This is a genomic window from Pseudomonas sp. SAS7, assembly GCF_052112345.1.
Taxonomy (GTDB): Bacteria; Pseudomonadota; Gammaproteobacteria; order Pseudomonadales; family Pseudomonadaceae; genus Aquipseudomonas; species Aquipseudomonas putida_Q.
Genome location: NZ_JBEGGO010000006.1, coordinates 276,371 through 293,222 on the forward strand (window position 1 = coordinate 276,371; position 16,852 = coordinate 293,222).

General features: G+C 62.3%; 14 protein-coding genes and 2 pseudogenes. 15 read left to right on the top strand and 1 reads right to left on the bottom strand.

Annotated elements, in window-relative coordinates; translation table 11 throughout:
- The first annotated feature begins 223 nt into the window (after positions 1-223).
- The gene (locus tag ABI582_RS12520) at positions 224-4,942 is read left to right on the top strand and encodes a hypothetical protein (protein ID WP_442119324.1); all 4,719 of its coding nucleotides are present in this window, start codon (positions 224-226) and stop codon (positions 4,940-4,942) included.
- A 12-nt stretch (positions 4,943-4,954) separates the two neighbouring features.
- Here ABI582_RS12520 and ABI582_RS12525 read toward each other — a convergent pair whose 3' ends face one another.
- Complete coding sequence (locus ABI582_RS12525) at positions 4,955-5,230, bottom strand: polyhydroxyalkanoic acid system family protein (protein ID WP_019472591.1); 276 nt, start codon at positions 5,228-5,230, stop codon at positions 4,955-4,957.
- A 124-nt stretch (positions 5,231-5,354) separates the two neighbouring features.
- Here ABI582_RS12525 and ubiE point away from each other — a divergent pair, with 124 nt between their 5' ends.
- The 14 genes and pseudogenes from ubiE to ABI582_RS12595 all read left to right on the top strand — a co-directional run bounded on the left by ubiE (position 5,355) and on the right by ABI582_RS12595 (position 16,748).
- Complete coding sequence (gene ubiE, locus ABI582_RS12530) at positions 5,355-6,125, top strand: bifunctional demethylmenaquinone methyltransferase/2-methoxy-6-polyprenyl-1,4-benzoquinol methylase UbiE (protein WP_016501988.1); 771 nt, start codon at positions 5,355-5,357, stop codon at positions 6,123-6,125.
- Positions 6,125-6,748 carry a ubiquinone biosynthesis accessory factor UbiJ gene (locus tag ABI582_RS12535; RefSeq protein ID WP_338745472.1) on the top strand — a complete coding sequence of 208 codons (624 nt, stop codon included), beginning with the start codon at positions 6,125-6,127 and terminating at the stop codon, positions 6,746-6,748. The genes ubiE and ABI582_RS12535 overlap by 1 nt, the downstream gene beginning before the upstream one ends.
- Entirely contained in the window at positions 6,745-8,367 is a 1,623-nt protein-coding gene (gene ubiB, locus ABI582_RS12540) for a ubiquinone biosynthesis regulatory protein kinase UbiB (RefSeq protein ID WP_132845184.1), read from the top strand. The genes ABI582_RS12535 and ubiB overlap by 4 nt, the downstream gene beginning before the upstream one ends.
- A 72-nt stretch (positions 8,368-8,439) precedes the next feature.
- The gene (gene hisI / locus ABI582_RS12545) at positions 8,440-8,832 is read left to right on the top strand and encodes a phosphoribosyl-AMP cyclohydrolase (RefSeq protein ID WP_019472588.1); all 393 of its coding nucleotides are present in this window, start codon (positions 8,440-8,442) and stop codon (positions 8,830-8,832) included.
- 1 nt (position 8,833) lies between these two features.
- Positions 8,834-9,169: a phosphoribosyl-ATP diphosphatase gene (locus ABI582_RS12550; RefSeq protein ID WP_016489563.1), complete on the top strand. Its 336-nt coding sequence runs from the start codon at positions 8,834-8,836 to the stop codon at positions 9,167-9,169.
- 164 nt (positions 9,170-9,333) lie between these two features.
- Positions 9,334-9,606, top strand: a complete 273-nt coding sequence (locus ABI582_RS12555) for a twin-arginine translocase TatA/TatE family subunit (RefSeq protein ID WP_016489564.1) — start codon at positions 9,334-9,336, stop codon at positions 9,604-9,606.
- Positions 9,607-9,609: 3 nt separating this feature from the next.
- Positions 9,610-9,987 carry a Sec-independent protein translocase protein TatB gene (tatB, locus tag ABI582_RS12560; protein WP_016501992.1) on the top strand — a complete coding sequence of 126 codons (378 nt, stop codon included), beginning with the start codon at positions 9,610-9,612 and terminating at the stop codon, positions 9,985-9,987.
- Positions 9,984-10,772, top strand: coding sequence for a twin-arginine translocase subunit TatC (gene tatC, locus ABI582_RS12565; protein WP_019472587.1), 789 nt, complete (start codon positions 9,984-9,986; stop codon positions 10,770-10,772). Before tatB ends, tatC begins: the two co-directional genes overlap by 4 nt.
- Positions 10,769-11,476 carry a 16S rRNA (uracil(1498)-N(3))-methyltransferase gene (locus ABI582_RS12570; RefSeq protein ID WP_442119325.1) on the top strand — a complete coding sequence of 236 codons (708 nt, stop codon included), beginning with the start codon at positions 10,769-10,771 and terminating at the stop codon, positions 11,474-11,476. Before tatC ends, ABI582_RS12570 begins: the two co-directional genes overlap by 4 nt.
- Positions 11,477-11,694: 218 nt before the next feature.
- Positions 11,695-12,639 (top strand): annotated as a pseudogene (locus ABI582_RS12575) (methyl-accepting chemotaxis protein); the annotation flags it as partial.
- Positions 12,640-12,780: 141 nt separating this feature from the next.
- Positions 12,781-13,494, top strand: a complete 714-nt coding sequence (locus ABI582_RS12580; protein WP_371321170.1) for a methyl-accepting chemotaxis protein — start codon at positions 12,781-12,783, stop codon at positions 13,492-13,494.
- Between the two features lie 263 nt (positions 13,495-13,757).
- A pseudogene (locus ABI582_RS12585) lies at positions 13,758-14,798 on the top strand (methyl-accepting chemotaxis protein); the annotation flags it as partial.
- A gap of 198 nt (positions 14,799-14,996) precedes the next feature.
- Positions 14,997-15,701 carry a methyl-accepting chemotaxis protein gene (locus tag ABI582_RS12590; protein WP_442119342.1) on the top strand — a complete coding sequence of 235 codons (705 nt, stop codon included), beginning with the start codon at positions 14,997-14,999 and terminating at the stop codon, positions 15,699-15,701.
- A 96-nt stretch (positions 15,702-15,797) separates the two neighbouring features.
- The gene (locus tag ABI582_RS12595; protein WP_442119326.1) at positions 15,798-16,748 is read left to right on the top strand and encodes an RHS repeat-associated core domain-containing protein; all 951 of its coding nucleotides are present in this window, start codon (positions 15,798-15,800) and stop codon (positions 16,746-16,748) included.
- Positions 16,749-16,852: the final 104 nt, after the last annotated feature.

Below are 16,852 nucleotides of genomic sequence, written 5' to 3' on the forward strand. Positions count from 1 at the left end.
TCTGTACCTCATGCTCATGAGTGGAGGAGAAACCGCCCATGGAGGTTGGGCTTGAGCATAAGGTAATGAGCCAAATTAGAATCTTCACCCTAGGCTTTGCCGAAGAAGTCCCTGCGCACCGATTTTGCTGCGTTGAAAACAGGCCCGCGTTTACCTATCTACCACCGCCTGCCTGGCAGCGCGAGCCAGCATCGGCCTCTTTAGCCCACGGAGCGCCGCTGCCATGCCCGACTCGTTTCCCACTCCCCCCAATTCGTTCAGCCAGCGAGTGGCTGCGCACTTTGCCGATCGCCCCAGCTTGCGCAGCGTTACCGCCCGCGCCGCCTTCGAGGCACTGGCAGACCGTTATCCCTGGATCCGCACCAATCACCCCGGGCTGCAATCGCTCGAGGGGATGAGCATTGTGCATGCGCCGACAGGCGATGGCGCAGTTCGGCAAAGTGATCTGCTCGACACGCTGCTTACGCACTTCCTTGACGGCAGCAACCTGTCGTTGGCCGCCAGCGACCAGTTCAGCCTGGCGCCGCCCGCCATTTTTCGCCCGCAGCCGCAAGCGCCCACCATCGATCTGCGTATGGATGTTGTAAACCAGGCGTTCGACGACATGCTGACCACCCTCACCGAGTCGTTCCAGCAAGCGCAGGTGAGTTTCTGGAATGGCTGCGAAGGCGACTCGGGCGTGTCCCGTTTGCGCTGGCTGGAGCAGATGATCAAGGCTGCGTTGCTCAGTACGCTGGAACGCCAGGGCCTGTGCGCAGCTGCCAAACGCCTGTTGTACGCATGGGTCGCCGAAGACAGCAGCGTACCCGCCCTGCAGGGGCTGCAAGTGTCACTGCAACAGGGAGGCGACGCGCATCAGCTGGTATCTGCGGACCTGCTCATGATCGCGGAGCACGACCAGGCTAGCCTGGTGCTCTGGTGCCAGCCTTCGGGCACCGTTCGCAGCTTTGAAGACGTATCCGCCTTCGCCCTGGCCTTGCGCGACGAACTGGCCGACCAGCATGATTTCGACACGCTGTCCTGGGCCTGTACGCCAGTGCAGGGGGACGCTTTCCGCTACCAGGCCAGCCAGTTGCTCAACGGCGTCTTGCAGGGTATCGAACGCCTACAGCTATGCGCGATCAGCCAGGTGGGCGAACTGGAGCGCCTTTACAGCCAGCTCTGCGACCCCTCCTTGGCGTTCCCGCAGTACACTTGCATCGACCGGCAGGCGCCAGCCATTGCGCTACCGGCCTGGCTTGCCCAGGCCAGCGCCAGTGACCGCTTCGACTACCACCGGGCAATGCTGGCGCTGGCGGCACGCCAGGCGCTGGCAGCTGGCAAAGCAGCGGCGGACGACTTCGAGGACCTGCAGCAGTACACCACCCGACGTCTGCGTGAACAGATGAGCGCGGACCACCCCGGCAAGGCAGTGCCGGCCTCCGATCAGTTGCTTGTCTCGATTTCGCAAGTGGTCGAGATATCGTCCACCGGGCCAGCGCGCCTGGAGCCGCTCAAACCCGTCTCCCTGACCGAACTGGCCATCTCGCGCTTGCAACCGAACCTGCAGGAAGTCGCCACTGCAGTCACAGCAGCCGGCACACCACCCGTCGAAGGCTGGCTGGACCTCGATTACGTCAATCGCCTGGTAGATAGCGTGGATGTGGGTGGCCAATATCCCCTGTACATCCACCAAAAGCTGCAGGACCCGATCGACCGTGACCAGCGTATCCAGCGCTTCGCCAGTGAATGGCGCAGCAGCCTGCTGCTGGACGCCCTTCAGGCCAGGATCGAGGGGTGCTTGGGCGAACAGGCCTGCCAGGCATTGATGCTGTTCTGCCGTGACACGACAACGGCCACCGCGCCAGTCAGCGTAGCCCCGCTGGCATTCCATTGCGCACCGGGCGCCAGCCGTGCCAACCGGGTGCATGGCATGTTCGTGATCGTGGTCGCACAACCACGCATTTTGGTCCTCTATCGCCCGCTGGCCGCTGGCCGCAGACTGCTGGCATACACCAGCGAAGCACTGTTGATGGCCGATATCCGCGCGCCTGGCGAACTGCAACAAAGCATCCTTGCCTGGCTGGATGACGCGGACCGCCCAATCTATGACAACGGAGGGTTCACCCGGCCCCACCTGCACCCGCAGCTGTCTGAACTGGCCGACTTGCTGGGGGCCGGCACGGTGCTGACCGAACACGCCCTGGAGCAGTTGCGTGCGCCAGCCAACCTGGCCTTCGCTGCCTGGTCGGACGATCTGCCCACCCAGCTGCTTCAATCCCATGCCGAAGCGATGGTGCTGCTGGCTTCGCGCCAGAGTGTCTCCAATGCCCAGCTGCGCTGGGCGATGGTGGTGCAACTTGGCTGGATGGCGTTCAACACGGTCACAACGCTGCTGCGCGGGCCTGCGGCTACGGTGATCTGGCTGGTCGGCACAGTGGTCAGCCTTAAAACCGACCTGTCAGCGCTAGCCACAGGCAGCCTGGCGGAGAAGGCGTTGGCTGCCTCCGACCTGCTGGCCAATATCGCCATGCTGCTGGTTCAGGTTCATGGCATGGCACCGCCGCAACGGGTACAGCCGGAAAAGGCCCGGCTGCACTTCGGTGGCCCATCGCCTCGCCAGGCCGGCAGCGCGGCACGACAGGAACAGCCCCAGGCCAGGGCCTGGCAAGACCCGTCCCAGCTGCCTGGGCCCACCCCCTGCAAGGTAAGCGCCTGGGGCAATAAGCAACGCATCGGCAACCTTCCGAGCGCGGCGCGCAATGCCCTGCTCGAAATGCGTGCCAGTGTTGACCTGCAAGGGCTGGCGGCGCAGCAGCAAGGGCGCCTGCGCGGGCTGTACAAGGTCGACGAGCGCTACTACGTGAAGCTCGAGGCCACCACCTACGAGGTCGAAGAGTCTTACACAGGTGTTCGCGTCATCGGCCCCGATACCAGTGCAGGCGACTGGCAGGCGCTTGGCGGTGCCTGGGATGGCTACCACATCGTCGGGCGCGAACGCAGCAGAGGGCCCTGGCTGGCCCGCTGGAACGGCGAATGGATGATCGACCTGCGGCTGGCGGGCGGCATGCCCAGGTCACGCAAGGAGGTACTGGATGAGAACCGAACCGCGATTGTTGCCCTGCAGGAACAGCGAAAACGCAACGACCAGGCGATCCTGAAGAACGAGACCTTCATCGAAAGGTACCTGGAACTGAGCAAACCCTACGACGAGGCCGCGCGGGAAGTGAGGCGAGCGCTGCGCGAGCATCCGGGTATCGCGCGCGCCGACTTGCCGGAAACGCTTCAGGAACAGCTGCGCACGGTGCAGACGATGCGCAACGAGATCCGGCCGCATTTGCTGATCATCTCGCTGACTTATGAAAAGCAGGCCGAGCTGCTGGCCTCGCAAGTCAGGCTGTTCACCCAGATGAGCGAGCCGCGCTTCGCCAGGCTCGACCCACGGAGCACATCGGCCGTGGGCCGCAGTCAGTGGGCGGAACAACTGCTCGACACCGACCTGCATCTGTTCCACCGCCTGCTCGACCTGACCGACTATGAAGTCCTGAGGCAACAGTCGGCGCAACTGGTCAAATTACCGTTCGGCCAGGAACAAGGGTTGCTGTACCTTGCGTACCGCGACAACCTGGCAGCGGCGCACGCCACTCACAAGCGCGTACTCACGGTCAGTGAACGCCTGGACCAGAACATCGCACACGCCCTGGCCGACTCCACCCTGCAGTTCAAGGACAAACCGGCGAAGCTGGAAAAAATCATTGGCCAGCGCCACTACTCGACCGTCATCACCCGCGGCCAGGTGATCAGCGATCTGGCCCAGTTGGTAGTGAACAGGGAGCAACTGACCGGCGAAAACTTCGACGAACTGCTGCGCATGCAAGCAAGCCTGCGCGATCGCGGCTTCCAGGCGGCACTGCTGAGCCACGATGGCCTGGCGGCGGCGAACCTGCCCGCCGAAGAGCAAGCGGAAATCCTCGGCAATGCCGTACGCGAATACCAGGCTTCGCTTGGCAAGGCCAACTACCTGCTGTCATTGAACGAGCCGGCACTTGATACTGCACGCCTGGAGCAGTACATAGGCGAGGTAACGGCCTTGAAGTCAGCGGCCGAGCATGACTTGAGCAACGCACTGCTCGCCCACCAAGGCGGCATGCCCGCACAGCCCAGGCAGTTGACCTACCGCGGGCGCCCAGGCAGACGCAAGCTGATCCGCACCGTGCAGGGTAGAACGATCCTGGCCGAAGACACCGAGGAAGGGCAGCTGGCGACGCAGAGCGACCCTGTCACCCAGCAGACCGTCCAGTACCAGCAGCGTGGCGAGCAGTGGGAACCGGTACCCAGCGCCGCCCCCCCGCGTAGCAACGCCTACCTTCGCCGCGTCGGCGCCAGCCTGCTTGCGCAGAAGGCTGGCAAGCTCGCCCTGGCCGCCCGCTATTCGAATGAACCCAACAGCCTGGCAGACCTGATGGACTGGCAAATTCAGGACATGGAGGACATCGCCCGGCAGTTGACGGCCGGCCCGGCCCAGGGCCAGGCCCTGGCAGCGCAGTTGAACGAGGCGGTCAAGGAGCTGCAGGCTGAAAAGCGCCGGTTGCTTACCGACGCCTACTTCAACACGCGGCATCCGGACAGCAAGGCATTGCGCTACCTTCATGAGCAAGGCCAAATCGAGATAACCCTGAGCAAGGCGCGCAAGCGGCTCAAAGCCGACGACTACCTGGATGTCTACAGCATTTTTCGCAAGCAACCCAAGCAGATGCTCTGGGAAGCGCACTTTCACTACACCAGTGCCCAAGCCGCGGCTCGCAGGTTTGCCAAGGCCCATTTGAAGTTCTGGGAACCCCGGGCCATGAGCCGCGAGGAAAAGCTGGAGCGCTCCCGCGACCCGGCAGAGCGGATCCATGTCTACCGGGGCGACCTGCGCCTAGAGCAGATCGAAGGCGTGATTCCTTTCCCCGACAACTGACTACAGAGGGCGTCAGGCCAGTGCCTTGTCCAGCGCCCGCTCGATTTCACCCTTGATGGTGCCGCTCATCATCGACAGCATCATGCCCAGCTTCAGCTCGACACGGATGATGTCTTCGCCAATGTGCACGCTGCCGTTTGCGCCGCTGCGCGCCACATCGACCCGGTCACCGTTCCAGGTGGCCTTGAGGTCGTACTCGCGGCTGAGCTTGTCGACCAGCGCTTGCGCCTTGGCGCGGGCAGCATCGCGGCCTAGGGAGTGTTTACGTTCGACGCTGATCTGGGTCATGCGGGCATTCCTGAAGATGTAGACATAATGGGCATTATGCCCGCCCCTGCCCACTGGCACACCCCGCCAAGACAAATCCGCCCGTTCGCCCTAGAATGGCGGTAATTTTTTCCGGTGAAGCGATATGAACGACCAGCGCAAAGGCGACCACGCCGAACCCACCACCCACTTTGGCTACCAGGACGTACCTGAAAGCCAGAAGGCGAAAAAAGTCGCCGAAGTGTTCCACTCGGTGGCAGCCAAGTACGACCTGATGAACGATGTGCTGTCCGGCGGCATGCACCGCCTGTGGAAGCGCTTTACCATCGAGCTGTCGGGCGTGCGCAGCGGCAACCGGGTGCTGGACATCGCCGGCGGTACCGGTGACCTGGCCGCCAAGTTCTCGCGCCTGGTCGGCCCGACGGGTCAGGTGGTACTGGCCGACATCAACGAGTCGATGCTCAAGGTTGGCCGTGACCGCCTGCTGGACCGTGGCGTGGCCGGCAACATCGAGTTCGTCCAGGCCGACGCCGAAAAACTGCCGTTCCCGGACAACCACTTCGACTGCGTGACCATCGCCTTCGGCCTGCGCAACGTCACCCACAAGGACGAAGCCATCCGTTCGATGCTGCGCGTGCTCAAGCCCGGTGGCCGCCTGCTGATCCTGGAATTCTCCAAACCGACCAGCAAGCTGATGTCCAAGGCCTACGACGCCTATTCGTTCGCCTTCATGCCGCTGGCCGGCAAGCTGATCACCAACGACTCGGAAAGCTACCGTTACCTCGCCGAATCGATCCGCATGCACCCGGACCAGGAAACCCTGAAGAGCATGATGGTCGAGGCCGGTTTCGACCGCGTCACCTACCACAACATGACCAGCGGCATCGTTGCCGTGCACCGGGGGATCAAACCCTGATGCTGCTGGCCGGGCTGCTCGCCAGCGTCGAACATGGCCTGAACCGCGTCCTGCGCATGGACAGCACGGCCCTGCCGCGGCTGGCCGCGCTGGAAGGCAAGGTCATCGAGATCGACTGCCGCCAACCGGCCCTGCAGGTCTTCATCCTGCCCGATGAAGACGGCCTGATGCTCGCCGCCCACTGGGAAGGCGAGGTCGACTGCAGCCTGCGCGCACCGGCCGGCAGCCTGGTGCAACTGGCCCTGGCCAGGGACAAGACCGCCGTGCTGCACAGCCCGCAGGTAGAACTGCATGGCGACAGCGCCGTGCTGCTCGACCTGTTCGGCGTGCTGCAGGACCTGGAGCTGGACTGGGAGCACGAGCTGCAACGCTGGCTCGGCCCGGTCGCCACGGCAATGCTGGCAGGCCACATTCGCCTGCGTGCACGCTGGACCCGCCAGGGCCTGGCGCGCTTCAGCCAGAACCTTTCCGAATACCTGGCCGAAGAGTCCCGCACCCTGGTAGGCAAGCGCGAAGCCGAAGCCGCCTTCAGCGAGCTCGATGCCCTGAAGCTCGATACAGAACGCCTCGAGGCGCGCATCAAGCGCCTCTCCCGATCCCTTGATACCAGCGAAAACGCATGAAGCTGCTCGCCGTCCGCCGTCTTTTTCGCATCCAGCGCGTGGTGATTCGCTACCGTCTCGATGACCTGCTGTTCGAACAGCCCTTGCTGCCCTGGTGGCTGGCCAGCCTGCGCCTGCTGATGCCGTGGCGCTGGCTGCCACGCAAGCCCACCGAACTCAGCCGTGGCGCGCGCCTGCGCCTGGCGCTGCAGGATCTGGGGCCGATCTTCATCAAGTTCGGGCAGTTGCTGTCCACCCGCCGCGACCTGCTGCCCACCGACATCGCCGACGAGCTGATGCTGCTGCAGGACCGCGTGCCGCCGTTCGACCCGAAACAGGCCGTGGCACTGATTGAAGCGCAGCTGGGCGCGAAGGTTGGCGAGGTGTTCAGCCGCTTCGATGTCGAGCCGCTGGCCTCGGCCTCGGTGGCCCAGGTACACGCCGCACGCCTGAAAACCGGCGAAGAGGTGGTGGTCAAGGTGGTACGCCCGGGCCTGAAGCCGGTGATCGCCCAGGACCTAGCCTGGCTGTTCCTGATCGCCAAGGCTGCCGAACGCGCCTCGGCCGATGCCCGCCGCCTGCACCCGGTGGAAATCGTCGGCGACTACGAAAAAACCATCTACGACGAGCTCGACCTGCTGCGCGAAGCGGCCAACGCCAGCCAGCTGCGGCGCAACTTCGAAGGCTCCGAGTTGATGTACGTGCCCCAGGTCTACTGGGACCTGTGCCGCCCCAAAGTGCTGGTGATGGAACGCATCTACGGCGTACCGGTGACCGACATGGCCACCCTGGCCGACCAGCGTACCGACATGAAGCTGCTGGCCGAGCGCGGCGTGGAGGTGTTCTTCACCCAGGTATTCCGCGACAGCTTCTTCCATGCCGACATGCACCCGGGCAACATCTTTGTCAGCACGGTCAAGCCGTGGAGCCCGCAGTACATCGCCATCGACTGCGGCATCGTCGGCAGCCTGACCGCCGAGGACCAGGATTACCTGGCACGCAACCTGTTTGCCTTCTTCAAGCGTGACTATCGCCGTGTCGCCGAGTTGCACATCGACTCAGGCTGGGTGCCTGCGCACACCAAGGTCAACGAATTCGAAGCGGCGATCCGCACCGTGTGCGAGCCGATCTTCGAAAAACCGTTAAAGGATATTTCCTTCGGCCAGGTGCTGATGCGCCTGTTCCAGACCGCGCGGCGCTTCAACATGGAAGTGCAGCCGCAGCTGGTGCTGCTGCAAAAGACCCTGCTCAACATCGAGGGCCTGGGCCGCCAGCTGTACCCCGACCTGGACCTGTGGAGCACCGCCAAACCCTACCTCGAACGCTGGATGCGCGACCGCTACAGCCCCAAGGCTGTGCTTGGCAACATTCATGGGCAGGTCGAGCAGTTGCCGCACCTGACCAACATGGCCCGCGACCTTCTCGAACGCCTGTCGCAACCGCACCTGCACGATCCGCAAATGCCGGAACGCCGCCGCCAGGGTGACCGCTGGGCCCTGCGCCTGCTGGGCGCCGGCCTGCTCGGTGGTGGCGCGGTGCTGGCCGCAGGCGCCGCCGAGGCCGCCAGCCTGGCCGCCCCTGCTGCGTGGCCGGCCTGGCTGATGCTGGCCGCAGGCCTTTACCTGATCGTGCGCCAATAGCCAGCCGCGCCTGTGGCTGGCACACTAGCGCAAAGGGCCCGATACAGGAGCGGGCCCGCTTTGGAGTCGACGATGAAAGACTGGCTGGACGAGATCAAGTGGAACAGCGACGGCCTGGTACCGGCAATCGCCCAGGACCACAAGACCGGACGCGTGCTGATGATGGCCTGGATGAACCGCGAATCGCTGGCGCTGACCGCCACCGAACAGCGCGCCATCTACTGGTCGCGTTCGCGTGGCAAGCTGTGGCGTAAAGGCGAAGAATCCGGGCACGTGCAAAAGCTGCATGAGCTGCGTCTGGACTGCGACGCCGACGTGATCATCCTGATGGTCGAGCAACTGGGCCATATCGCCTGTCATACCGGCCGTGAAAGCTGCTTCTACCGCGTCTTTGAAGACGGCCAGTGGAAAATCGTCGACCCGGTCCTGAAGGACCCGGATGCCATCTACAGCGCAGGACACTGACATGAGCGACACCCTCAACCGCCTGGCCGAAGTGCTTGAAGAACGCAAGCAAGCGGCGCCTGACAGCTCCTACGTAGCCAGCCTTTACCACAAGGGCCTGAACAAGATCCTCGAAAAGCTCGGCGAAGAGTCGGTCGAAACGATCATTGCCGCCAAGGACGCTGCCGTCAGCAAGGATTACAGCGATGTCATCTACGAAACCGCCGACCTGTGGTTTCATAGCCTGGTGATGCTCAGCGCGCTGGGCCAGCATCCACAAGCCGTGCTGGATGAGCTGGATCGCCGTTTCGGGCTGTCCGGGCACGATGAAAAGGCCGCACGCCAGCCATCTGCCTGATGTATTTTTGGGGCGCTGCACGCCCCTGTGGGAGCGGGTTCACCCGCGAAGCATGCAACGCGGTATATGGCACCGGCAGCGCCGGTGTTCGCGGGTAAACCCGCTCCCACAAGGGCCGCGCTGCCAGACAGATTTGCTGTACCTGTAAATTTCGGGAGTACGAAATGGGTATTTTTGACTGGAAACACTGGATCGTCCTGCTGGTTGTCGTGGTCCTGGTGTTCGGCACCAAGAAGCTGAAAAACTTTGGCAGTGACCTGGGCGAGTCGATCAAGGGCTTCCGCAAGGCCATGAACGAAGAAGAGACCAAGCCGGCCGAGCAGACTCCGCCGCCTGCCCAGCCTGTGCCGCCGGTGCAAAACACTGCCCAGCCGCAACAAGGCCACACCATCGAAGGCCAGGCCCAACCGGTCCAAGAGCCGCAACGGAAAGACTGACCCATGTTCGGCATCAGTTTCAGCGAGCTGCTACTCGTAGGTCTGGTCGCCCTGCTGGTGCTCGGCCCCGAGCGCCTGCCCGGTGCCGCGCGCACCGCAGGCCTGTGGATCGGCCGGCTCAAACGCAGCTTCAACAGCATCAAGATGGAAGTGGAGCGCGAAATCGGCGCCGACGACATCCGTCGCCAGCTGCATAACGAGCACATCCTGCAGATGGAAGAGGAAGCCAAGCGCATCCTCAACCCGATGACACCCCCTGCCCAGCCGCCGGTAACCACGGCCAGCGTGCAGCCACCTGCCGGGCTTGAGGCCAGGCCGGTCGAAGCACCTGCAACCCCGGTCGCATCCTCTGAACCGCCTCAACCGCCGCGAGCCCCATGAGCGAGAATCCGGAACACGACCAGCCGATGCCGCTGGTATCGCACCTGACCGAACTGCGCACCCGCCTGCTGCGTTGTGTTGCCGTCATTTTCCTGATCTTTGCCGGGCTGTTTTCCTTCGCCCAGCAGATCTACACCCTGGTCTCGGCGCCGCTGCGCGACCATTTGCCGGCCAACGCGACGATGATCGCCACCGACGTGGCCTCGCCGTTCCTCACGCCGTTCAAGCTGACCATGATCGTGTCGCTGTTCCTGGCCATCCCGTTCATCCTTCAGCAGATCTGGGGCTTTATCGCGCCAGGGCTGTACCGCCATGAAAAGCGCATTGCCATTCCGCTGCTGGTGTCGAGCATTCTGCTGTTCTACGCCGGTATGGCCTTTGCCTATTTCCTGGTGTTCCCGCTGATGTTCAAGTTTTTTGCCGCCGCCACCCCGGCAGGCGTGGCAATGATGACCGACATCGCCAACTACCTCGACTTCGTGATGACGCTGTTCTTCGCCTTTGGCGTGGCCTTCGAAATCCCGGTGGCGGTAGTGTTGCTGGTGTGGATAGGCGTGGTCGACGTGAAGTACCTGAAGAAGATCCGCCCTTACGTGATCATCGGCTGCTTCGTGGTCGGCATGGTCCTCACCCCGCCGGACATCTTCTCCCAGACCCTGCTGGCCGTGCCCATGTGGCTACTGTTCGAGGTCGGCGTGCTGTGCGGCAGCCTGATCCGCAAGCGCAGTGCCCACGACGAAGCAGCCAACGACCACAACGACCAGCCACCAGCGACCCAACCGTGAATCTGTTGCTTCTTGAAGAGGCCGATTTCGTCTCGGCCGACCGCGTCGTTCTCGCTGACAGGCGTTTTACCCACATGCAGGAGATTCACCGTGTGGCGGTGGGCGACAACCTGCGCGTGGGCCGTATCAACGGCCTGATGGGTAAAGCCACGGTGCTGCGCCTGGAAAAGCACGAAGCCGAACTTGAAGTGGCCTTCGACCAGCAGCCACCGGCCAAGCTGCCGTTGACCCTGGTGCTGGCAGTGCCGCGGCCAAAAATGCTGCGGCGGCTGTTCCAGACCGTGGCTACCCTGGGCGTATCGCGGCTGATCCTGGTGAACAGTTACAAGGTCGAGAAAAGCTTCTGGCAAACGCCTTTCCTGCAGCCCGAGAGCATTCGCGACAACCTGATCCTCGGCCTGGAACAGGCGCGTGACACGGTGCTGCCCGAGGTGATCATCGAGAAACGCTTCAAGCCTTTCGTCGAAGACCGCCTGCCCGCCATCGCCGCTGGCACCCTGGGCCTTGTGGGCCACCCCGGCCCTTACCCGGCCTGCCCGCGTGCCGTGGAACAAGCCGTAACCCTGGCCATCGGCCCTGAAGGCGGCTGGATCCCCTACGAAATTGACCTGTTGGGCAAGGCTGGCCTGGCACCGGTGCAGCTGGGTGATCGCATCCTGCGGGTAGAGACTGCCGTCACTGCGCTGCTTTCGCGTATTTTCTGACGTAAACGCCACTTTTTCGCCCATCAAGTTTCCCCCTCCCGGGCCGATGGCCTTGGCAACACAACAATTATTTGTGCTGCCAAGCCGCCGGGGAGTCGTACATGTACCAATGGTTAGCCCAATCGCTGGGCAATGTGAGCGTGAATCGCAAACTGGGGCTGGGTTTTGGCCTGGTGCTGCTGTTGACCCTGGCTATTACCCTGGCCGGCTGGCACGGCATGGACAGCATCATCGACCGTGGCGACAAGCTGGGTAACATCTCGGTCATCCAGCAGTACACCCAGGAACTGCGCATTGCCCGCCAGCATTACGAGCGCCGCAGTGATGACGCATCGGTGGCCGAGCTGGAAAAAGCCCTGGCCAACCTCGACCGCCAGGTGCAGCTGATGCTCGGGCAGATCGAAAACCCCACCGACCGCCAGCGCCTGGAGCAGCAGCGCGAGGCCGTGCGCATCTACCAGCAGGCATTCAACGAGCTGAAGCAGGCCGGCCAGCGCCGCGAGGCCAGCCGTAGCGTGCTCGGCGACAGCGCCGACAAGGCTGCAGAGCTGATCGGCCGCGTGCAACGGGGCCTGCTGCAAGGTGGCGATATCAACCAGTACCAGCACGCGGTAGATGTCAGCGCCATGCTGCAACAAGCGCGTTTCCAGGTGCGTGGCTACACCTACAGCGGCAATGCCGAGTTCCAGCAAACGGCGCTGAAAGCCATCGACCAGGCCCTCGCCGAGCTGCGTGCATTGCCGGCCAAAGTGCCGGCCGAGCATGCCGCCGGTCTCGACGATGCCGCCACCGCCATGGGCGGCTACCGCGATGCGGTCACTCAGTTCGGCAATGCCCAGGTCGCCAGCGAGCAGGCCCTGCAGCACATGGCCGAGCAAGGCACGCTGCTGCTACAGACCAGCCAGGCGATGACCACTTCGCAGACCGCCGTGCGTGACGCCGGCGCGACCCAGGCCAAGACCCTGCTCGCCGTGGCCACCGGGCTGGCCCTGGCCCTCGGCCTGCTGGCGGCATGGGCCATTACCCGGCAGATCATCATTCCCCTGCGACAAACCCTGCGCGCCGCCGAGCGGGTAGCCAGTGGCGACCTGACCCAAAACCTGCAAGTAAATCGCCGCGACGAACTGGGCCAGCTGCAAGCGAGCATGCAGCGCATGACCCAAGGGCTGCGCGAGCTGATTGGCGGCATCGGTGACGGGGTCACGCAGATCGCCAGCGCCGCAGAAGAACTGTCGGCGGTAACTGAGCAGACCAGCGCCGGGGTCAACAACCAGAAGGTCGAAACCGACCAGGTAGCGACCGCCATGAACCAGATGACGGCCACCGTTCACGAGGTAGCCCGTAACGCCGAGCAGGCCTCGGAAGCCGCCCTGATGGCCGACCAGCAAGCCCGCGAAGGCGACCGCGTGGTGGGTGAGGCTGTGGCGCAGATCGAGCGGTTGGCGGGTGAAGTGATCAACTCCAGCGAAGCGATGAACCAGCTCAAGGCCGAGAGCGACAAGATCGGCAGCGTGCTCGACGTGATCAAGTCGGTGGCCCAGCAGACCAACCTGCTGGCCCTTAACGCGGCTATCGAAGCCGCCCGTGCCGGCGAGGCCGGCCGTGGTTTTGCCGTGGTGGCCGATGAAGTACGCAGCCTGGCCCAGCGCACCCAGCAGTCGACGGAAGAGATCGAAGAACTGATTGCCGGCCTGCAAAGCGGCACCCAACGGGTGGCCAGCGTGATGGACAACAGCCGCCAGCTGACCGACAGCAGCGTCGAGCTGACCCGCCGCGCTGGCAGCTCGCTGGAGACCATTACCCGCACCGTGTCGTCGATCCAGGCGATGAACCAGCAGATTGCCACGGCAGCCGAGGAACAGACAGCCGTGGCCGAGGAGATCAACCGTAGCGTGATGAATGTGCGGGATATATCCGACCAGACGTCAGCGGCCAGTGAAGAGACGGCCAGTTCGAGTGTGGAATTGGCTCGGCTGGGGACCCACCTGCAGGGGTTGGTGGGGCGGTTCAAACTTTGATCTGAGGGATGGATCACCTGTATTGGCCTCTTCGCGGGTAAACCCGCTCCCACAGGTATCGCGCAGGCTTCAAGGGCTGAGCAGTACCTGTAGGAGCGGATTTACCCGCGAAGAGGCCAGTGCTGGCATAACCTTCCTACAGTTCGCAGCGAAATTTCCTACCCGGTTTTCAGGTCAAGTCCTACAGCTCCGCTGCCGATTGGCAGAGGTGAGATGCCAGCAATGCGCTTGCATCCCCTTTCTCGAATGGACGGAGCCCCATCATGCTCGGATACCTCAACCGCAAGCTCGGCAACATCAGTGTCGCTGCCAAGCTGGCCCTCGGCTTTGCCGTGGTCCTGCTGCTTACCCTGGCCACCACCCTCAGCGGCTGGCGCGCACTGGATGGCGCCATTACCCGCTCGGAACAGCTGAGCGAGATAGGCCTGATCAACGACTTCACCAAAGACCTGCGCGCAGAGCGCATCACGTATCGCGTGCTTAACGACGACGCCAGCAAAGCACAAGTTACCCGTATCCTTGACCAGCTGAACGCCATGCTGACCACGCTGCAGCAACGCAGCAACGTTGATGAGTCTCGCCAGTTACTGAGCGAAAAGCAGGCGATGCTGCAGCGCCTGCGCGACACTTTCAGCGAGCTGCAACGCAGCGTCATTGACCGTACTGCCCTGCGCGAAACCATGCAGGCACAGGAACATAAGCTAAACGAGGTCATCGAGAATCTACAGGCCCAGGCCTTGCTGAACATGTCGACCGACAGCCAGCGAAGTGCCGTACTGAGCCTGATGGATACCTTCACCCGGCATGTCGATGGCGCTAACCAGCAAAGCCTGATGCCGGCCTATACCTTCTCACCCGTCGAGGAATTCACACGGGTGGGTGAACGTGCGCTGGACGCTGCCGATACCAGCCTTGGGCAATTGCTACAAAACCTCGAGCCGCTGGGCTTGCCACACGCGCTCACCGAGCAACCCGGTACCGAGTTGGCAAGTTACCGGGCCAGCCTGGACCAGTACCGCCGCGCGGCCGTGCGGGTTGAGCAACTGCAGAATGCGATGGAGAAAATGGGCGATGAACTGGCCGCAGTGAGCGTGCAACTGGGTGAACGCAAGATCGAACAGCGCGACAGCGAAGCCTTGGCCGCCCGCTCGCTGCTGACCGGCGTAGCGCTGCTGGCACTCGCGATGGGGGTGTTGGCCGCCTGGCTGATCACCTTGCAGATCACCCAGCCGTTGCGCCAGACGCTGGCCGTGGCTGCACGCATAGCCAAAGGCGACCTGAGCCAGGTTGACGCGGTGCAACGCCGTGACGAGATGGGCCAGTTGCAAAGCCGCATGCGTGAGATGACCTTGAGCCTGCGCGAGCTTATCGGGGGTATCGACCAAGGCGTCGGGCAGCTGTCACAGGCCGCCACACAGCTGGCAGCCAGCAGCGAGGACACCAAACTGAAGATCAACCAGCAGCGCGAAGAAACCGACCAGGTGGCCACCGCCATGAACCAGATGAGCGCCACCGTTCAGGAAGTGGCACAGAACGCCGAGCAGGCCTCGCTGGCTGCAACCAACGCCGACCAGCAGGCCCAGGTGGGCGACCGGGTCGTATCCGAAGCCATCGGCCGTATCGAGCAACTGGCCGGGCAGATGGATCATTGCCTGGCGGCCATGCATCACCTGGCAGGCGAAAGCCAGCGCATTGGCAGCATCCTTGACGTGATCAAGTCGGTGTCCGAACAGACCAACCTGCTGGCGCTGAACGCGGCCATCGAGGCGGCCCGTGCTGGCGAAGCCGGCCGTGGCTTTGCCGTAGTGGCCGATGAAGTGCGCGGGTTGGCCAAGCGTACCTCGACTGCAACCGAAGAGATTGGCCAGCTGATCGACAGCCTGCACAACGGTACCGACGAGGTGACCCGCTTGCTGGACAGCAGCAAGAACCTGACCGAGCAGAGCGTGGAGCTGAGCCGCAGGGCCGGGCATGCGCTAAGCCAGATCACCGACACCGTGTCGAGCATTCAGGGCATGAACCAACAGATCGCCACGGCCAGCGAAGAACAAAGCGTGGTGGCCGAGCAGATCAACCGAAGCGTGATCAATGTGCGGGATGTGTCGGATCAGACCAGTGCGGCCAGCGAACAGACGGCGGCCTCGAGCGGGGAGCTGGAGCAGCTGGGGCAGCAGTTGCGGGGGATGGTTGGGCGGTTCAGCATTTGAGATTACAGGGGCGCCTCAACCTGGCATTTTTGCCAGTTGTTGGGGCTACCTGGCTGCCTGCATCCTTGAGGCCATGACTCAATAGGGATGCTTCTCATGAATAATCGTCAGTTACGATTTTATCAGCATGACCGGCTCGCATCTATTGGAGTGCCCGGTGGCTCAGTAAGAGTGATGAACGCGGCCAGCACTCCGGTCTGTCAGCTAGGGGGGCCACCTTTTACCGAGACCAAGCTGCTTGCTGTCGACAGAGCAACGTCCGTATTGGCTTCGATCCAGAGTTCTGCCATCAACAGCGTGGCCTACTGTGCTTACGGAAATAACGGCACTGGGCCTTTACCTGTAGCACCGGGCTTCAACGGAGAGCATCGGGAAGCTTTCGGTGTGTACTTGTTAGGCCGCGGAGAACGTGGATACAGCCCCAGTCTTAAGCGATTTATTTCTGCCGATCGTACCAGCATATTCTTGGCCGGCAACCTTAATGCATATGCTTACACAGCGGGCGACCCGATTAACTATAATGATCCTTCAGGAAACTTCCGTGGACTTATAGCTCGCTACAAGGACTGGAAAGCAGCAAAATCTCTAGTCAAAGCCTCAAAAAATCTGAAAAATCACATAGACAGCACTGCAAATTTAAAATTTAACGTCGGCAACGAACAGAGGAAACACGCTCAGGTACAGCGGGATATTCAAGCAATTGATACCAGACTCACAGAAACAAATAAGGAAATGTTAGCACTCATGGACGACATGAGCAAAATGGACGGTACAGTCACATACGAAAATAGCAAGCACGGTATAAAGGCAAGTTACTTACACGCAGGTTACGCCGGCAAAGCGTCCAAATTAAGAACGTTTGAGTCCACTCTTGATCAGCTGAACACAGAGCGTCTAGCGCTTGAGAAAACACCGTCGCAAGTCAAGGCTGCAGAGTGGCGACTTGAACAGAACACAATAGCAATTCAGGCAGCGCGCAGCCGTCTGAATTATCTAGAAAAGAAATATCCTCATGTAGCTTCAAAAGCAATTAGAAAAATCACTTAAGCCACTTGCCCTGCAATTATTCATTTGCCAGCTGCATTCCAAATCAACGGATGAGTGATATAGCCAACCCGCAGGAAGCGAGCTTCGGGGTTGGCTACGCTCTA

Coding starts and splice junctions, on each gene's coding strand:
- ABI582_RS12520 (WP_442119324.1), top strand. CDS start 224: ATGCCCGACTCGTTTCCCACTCCCCCCAATTCGTTCAGCCAGCGAGTG.
- ABI582_RS12525 (WP_019472591.1), bottom strand. CDS start 5,230: ATGACCCAGATCAGCGTCGAACGTAAACACTCCCTAGGCCGCGATGCT.
- ubiE (WP_016501988.1), top strand. CDS start 5,355: ATGAACGACCAGCGCAAAGGCGACCACGCCGAACCCACCACCCACTTT.
- ABI582_RS12535 (WP_338745472.1), top strand. CDS start 6,125: ATGCTGCTGGCCGGGCTGCTCGCCAGCGTCGAACATGGCCTGAACCGC.
- ubiB (WP_132845184.1), top strand. CDS start 6,745: ATGAAGCTGCTCGCCGTCCGCCGTCTTTTTCGCATCCAGCGCGTGGTG.
- hisI (WP_019472588.1), top strand. CDS start 8,440: ATGAAAGACTGGCTGGACGAGATCAAGTGGAACAGCGACGGCCTGGTA.
- ABI582_RS12550 (WP_016489563.1), top strand. CDS start 8,834: ATGAGCGACACCCTCAACCGCCTGGCCGAAGTGCTTGAAGAACGCAAG.
- ABI582_RS12555 (WP_016489564.1), top strand. CDS start 9,334: ATGGGTATTTTTGACTGGAAACACTGGATCGTCCTGCTGGTTGTCGTG.
- tatB (WP_016501992.1), top strand. CDS start 9,610: ATGTTCGGCATCAGTTTCAGCGAGCTGCTACTCGTAGGTCTGGTCGCC.
- tatC (WP_019472587.1), top strand. CDS start 9,984: ATGAGCGAGAATCCGGAACACGACCAGCCGATGCCGCTGGTATCGCAC.
- ABI582_RS12580 (WP_371321170.1), top strand. CDS start 12,781: ATGAACCAGATGACGGCCACCGTTCACGAGGTAGCCCGTAACGCCGAG.
- ABI582_RS12590 (WP_442119342.1), top strand. CDS start 14,997: ATGAGCGCCACCGTTCAGGAAGTGGCACAGAACGCCGAGCAGGCCTCG.
- ABI582_RS12595 (WP_442119326.1), top strand. CDS start 15,798: ATGAATAATCGTCAGTTACGATTTTATCAGCATGACCGGCTCGCATCT.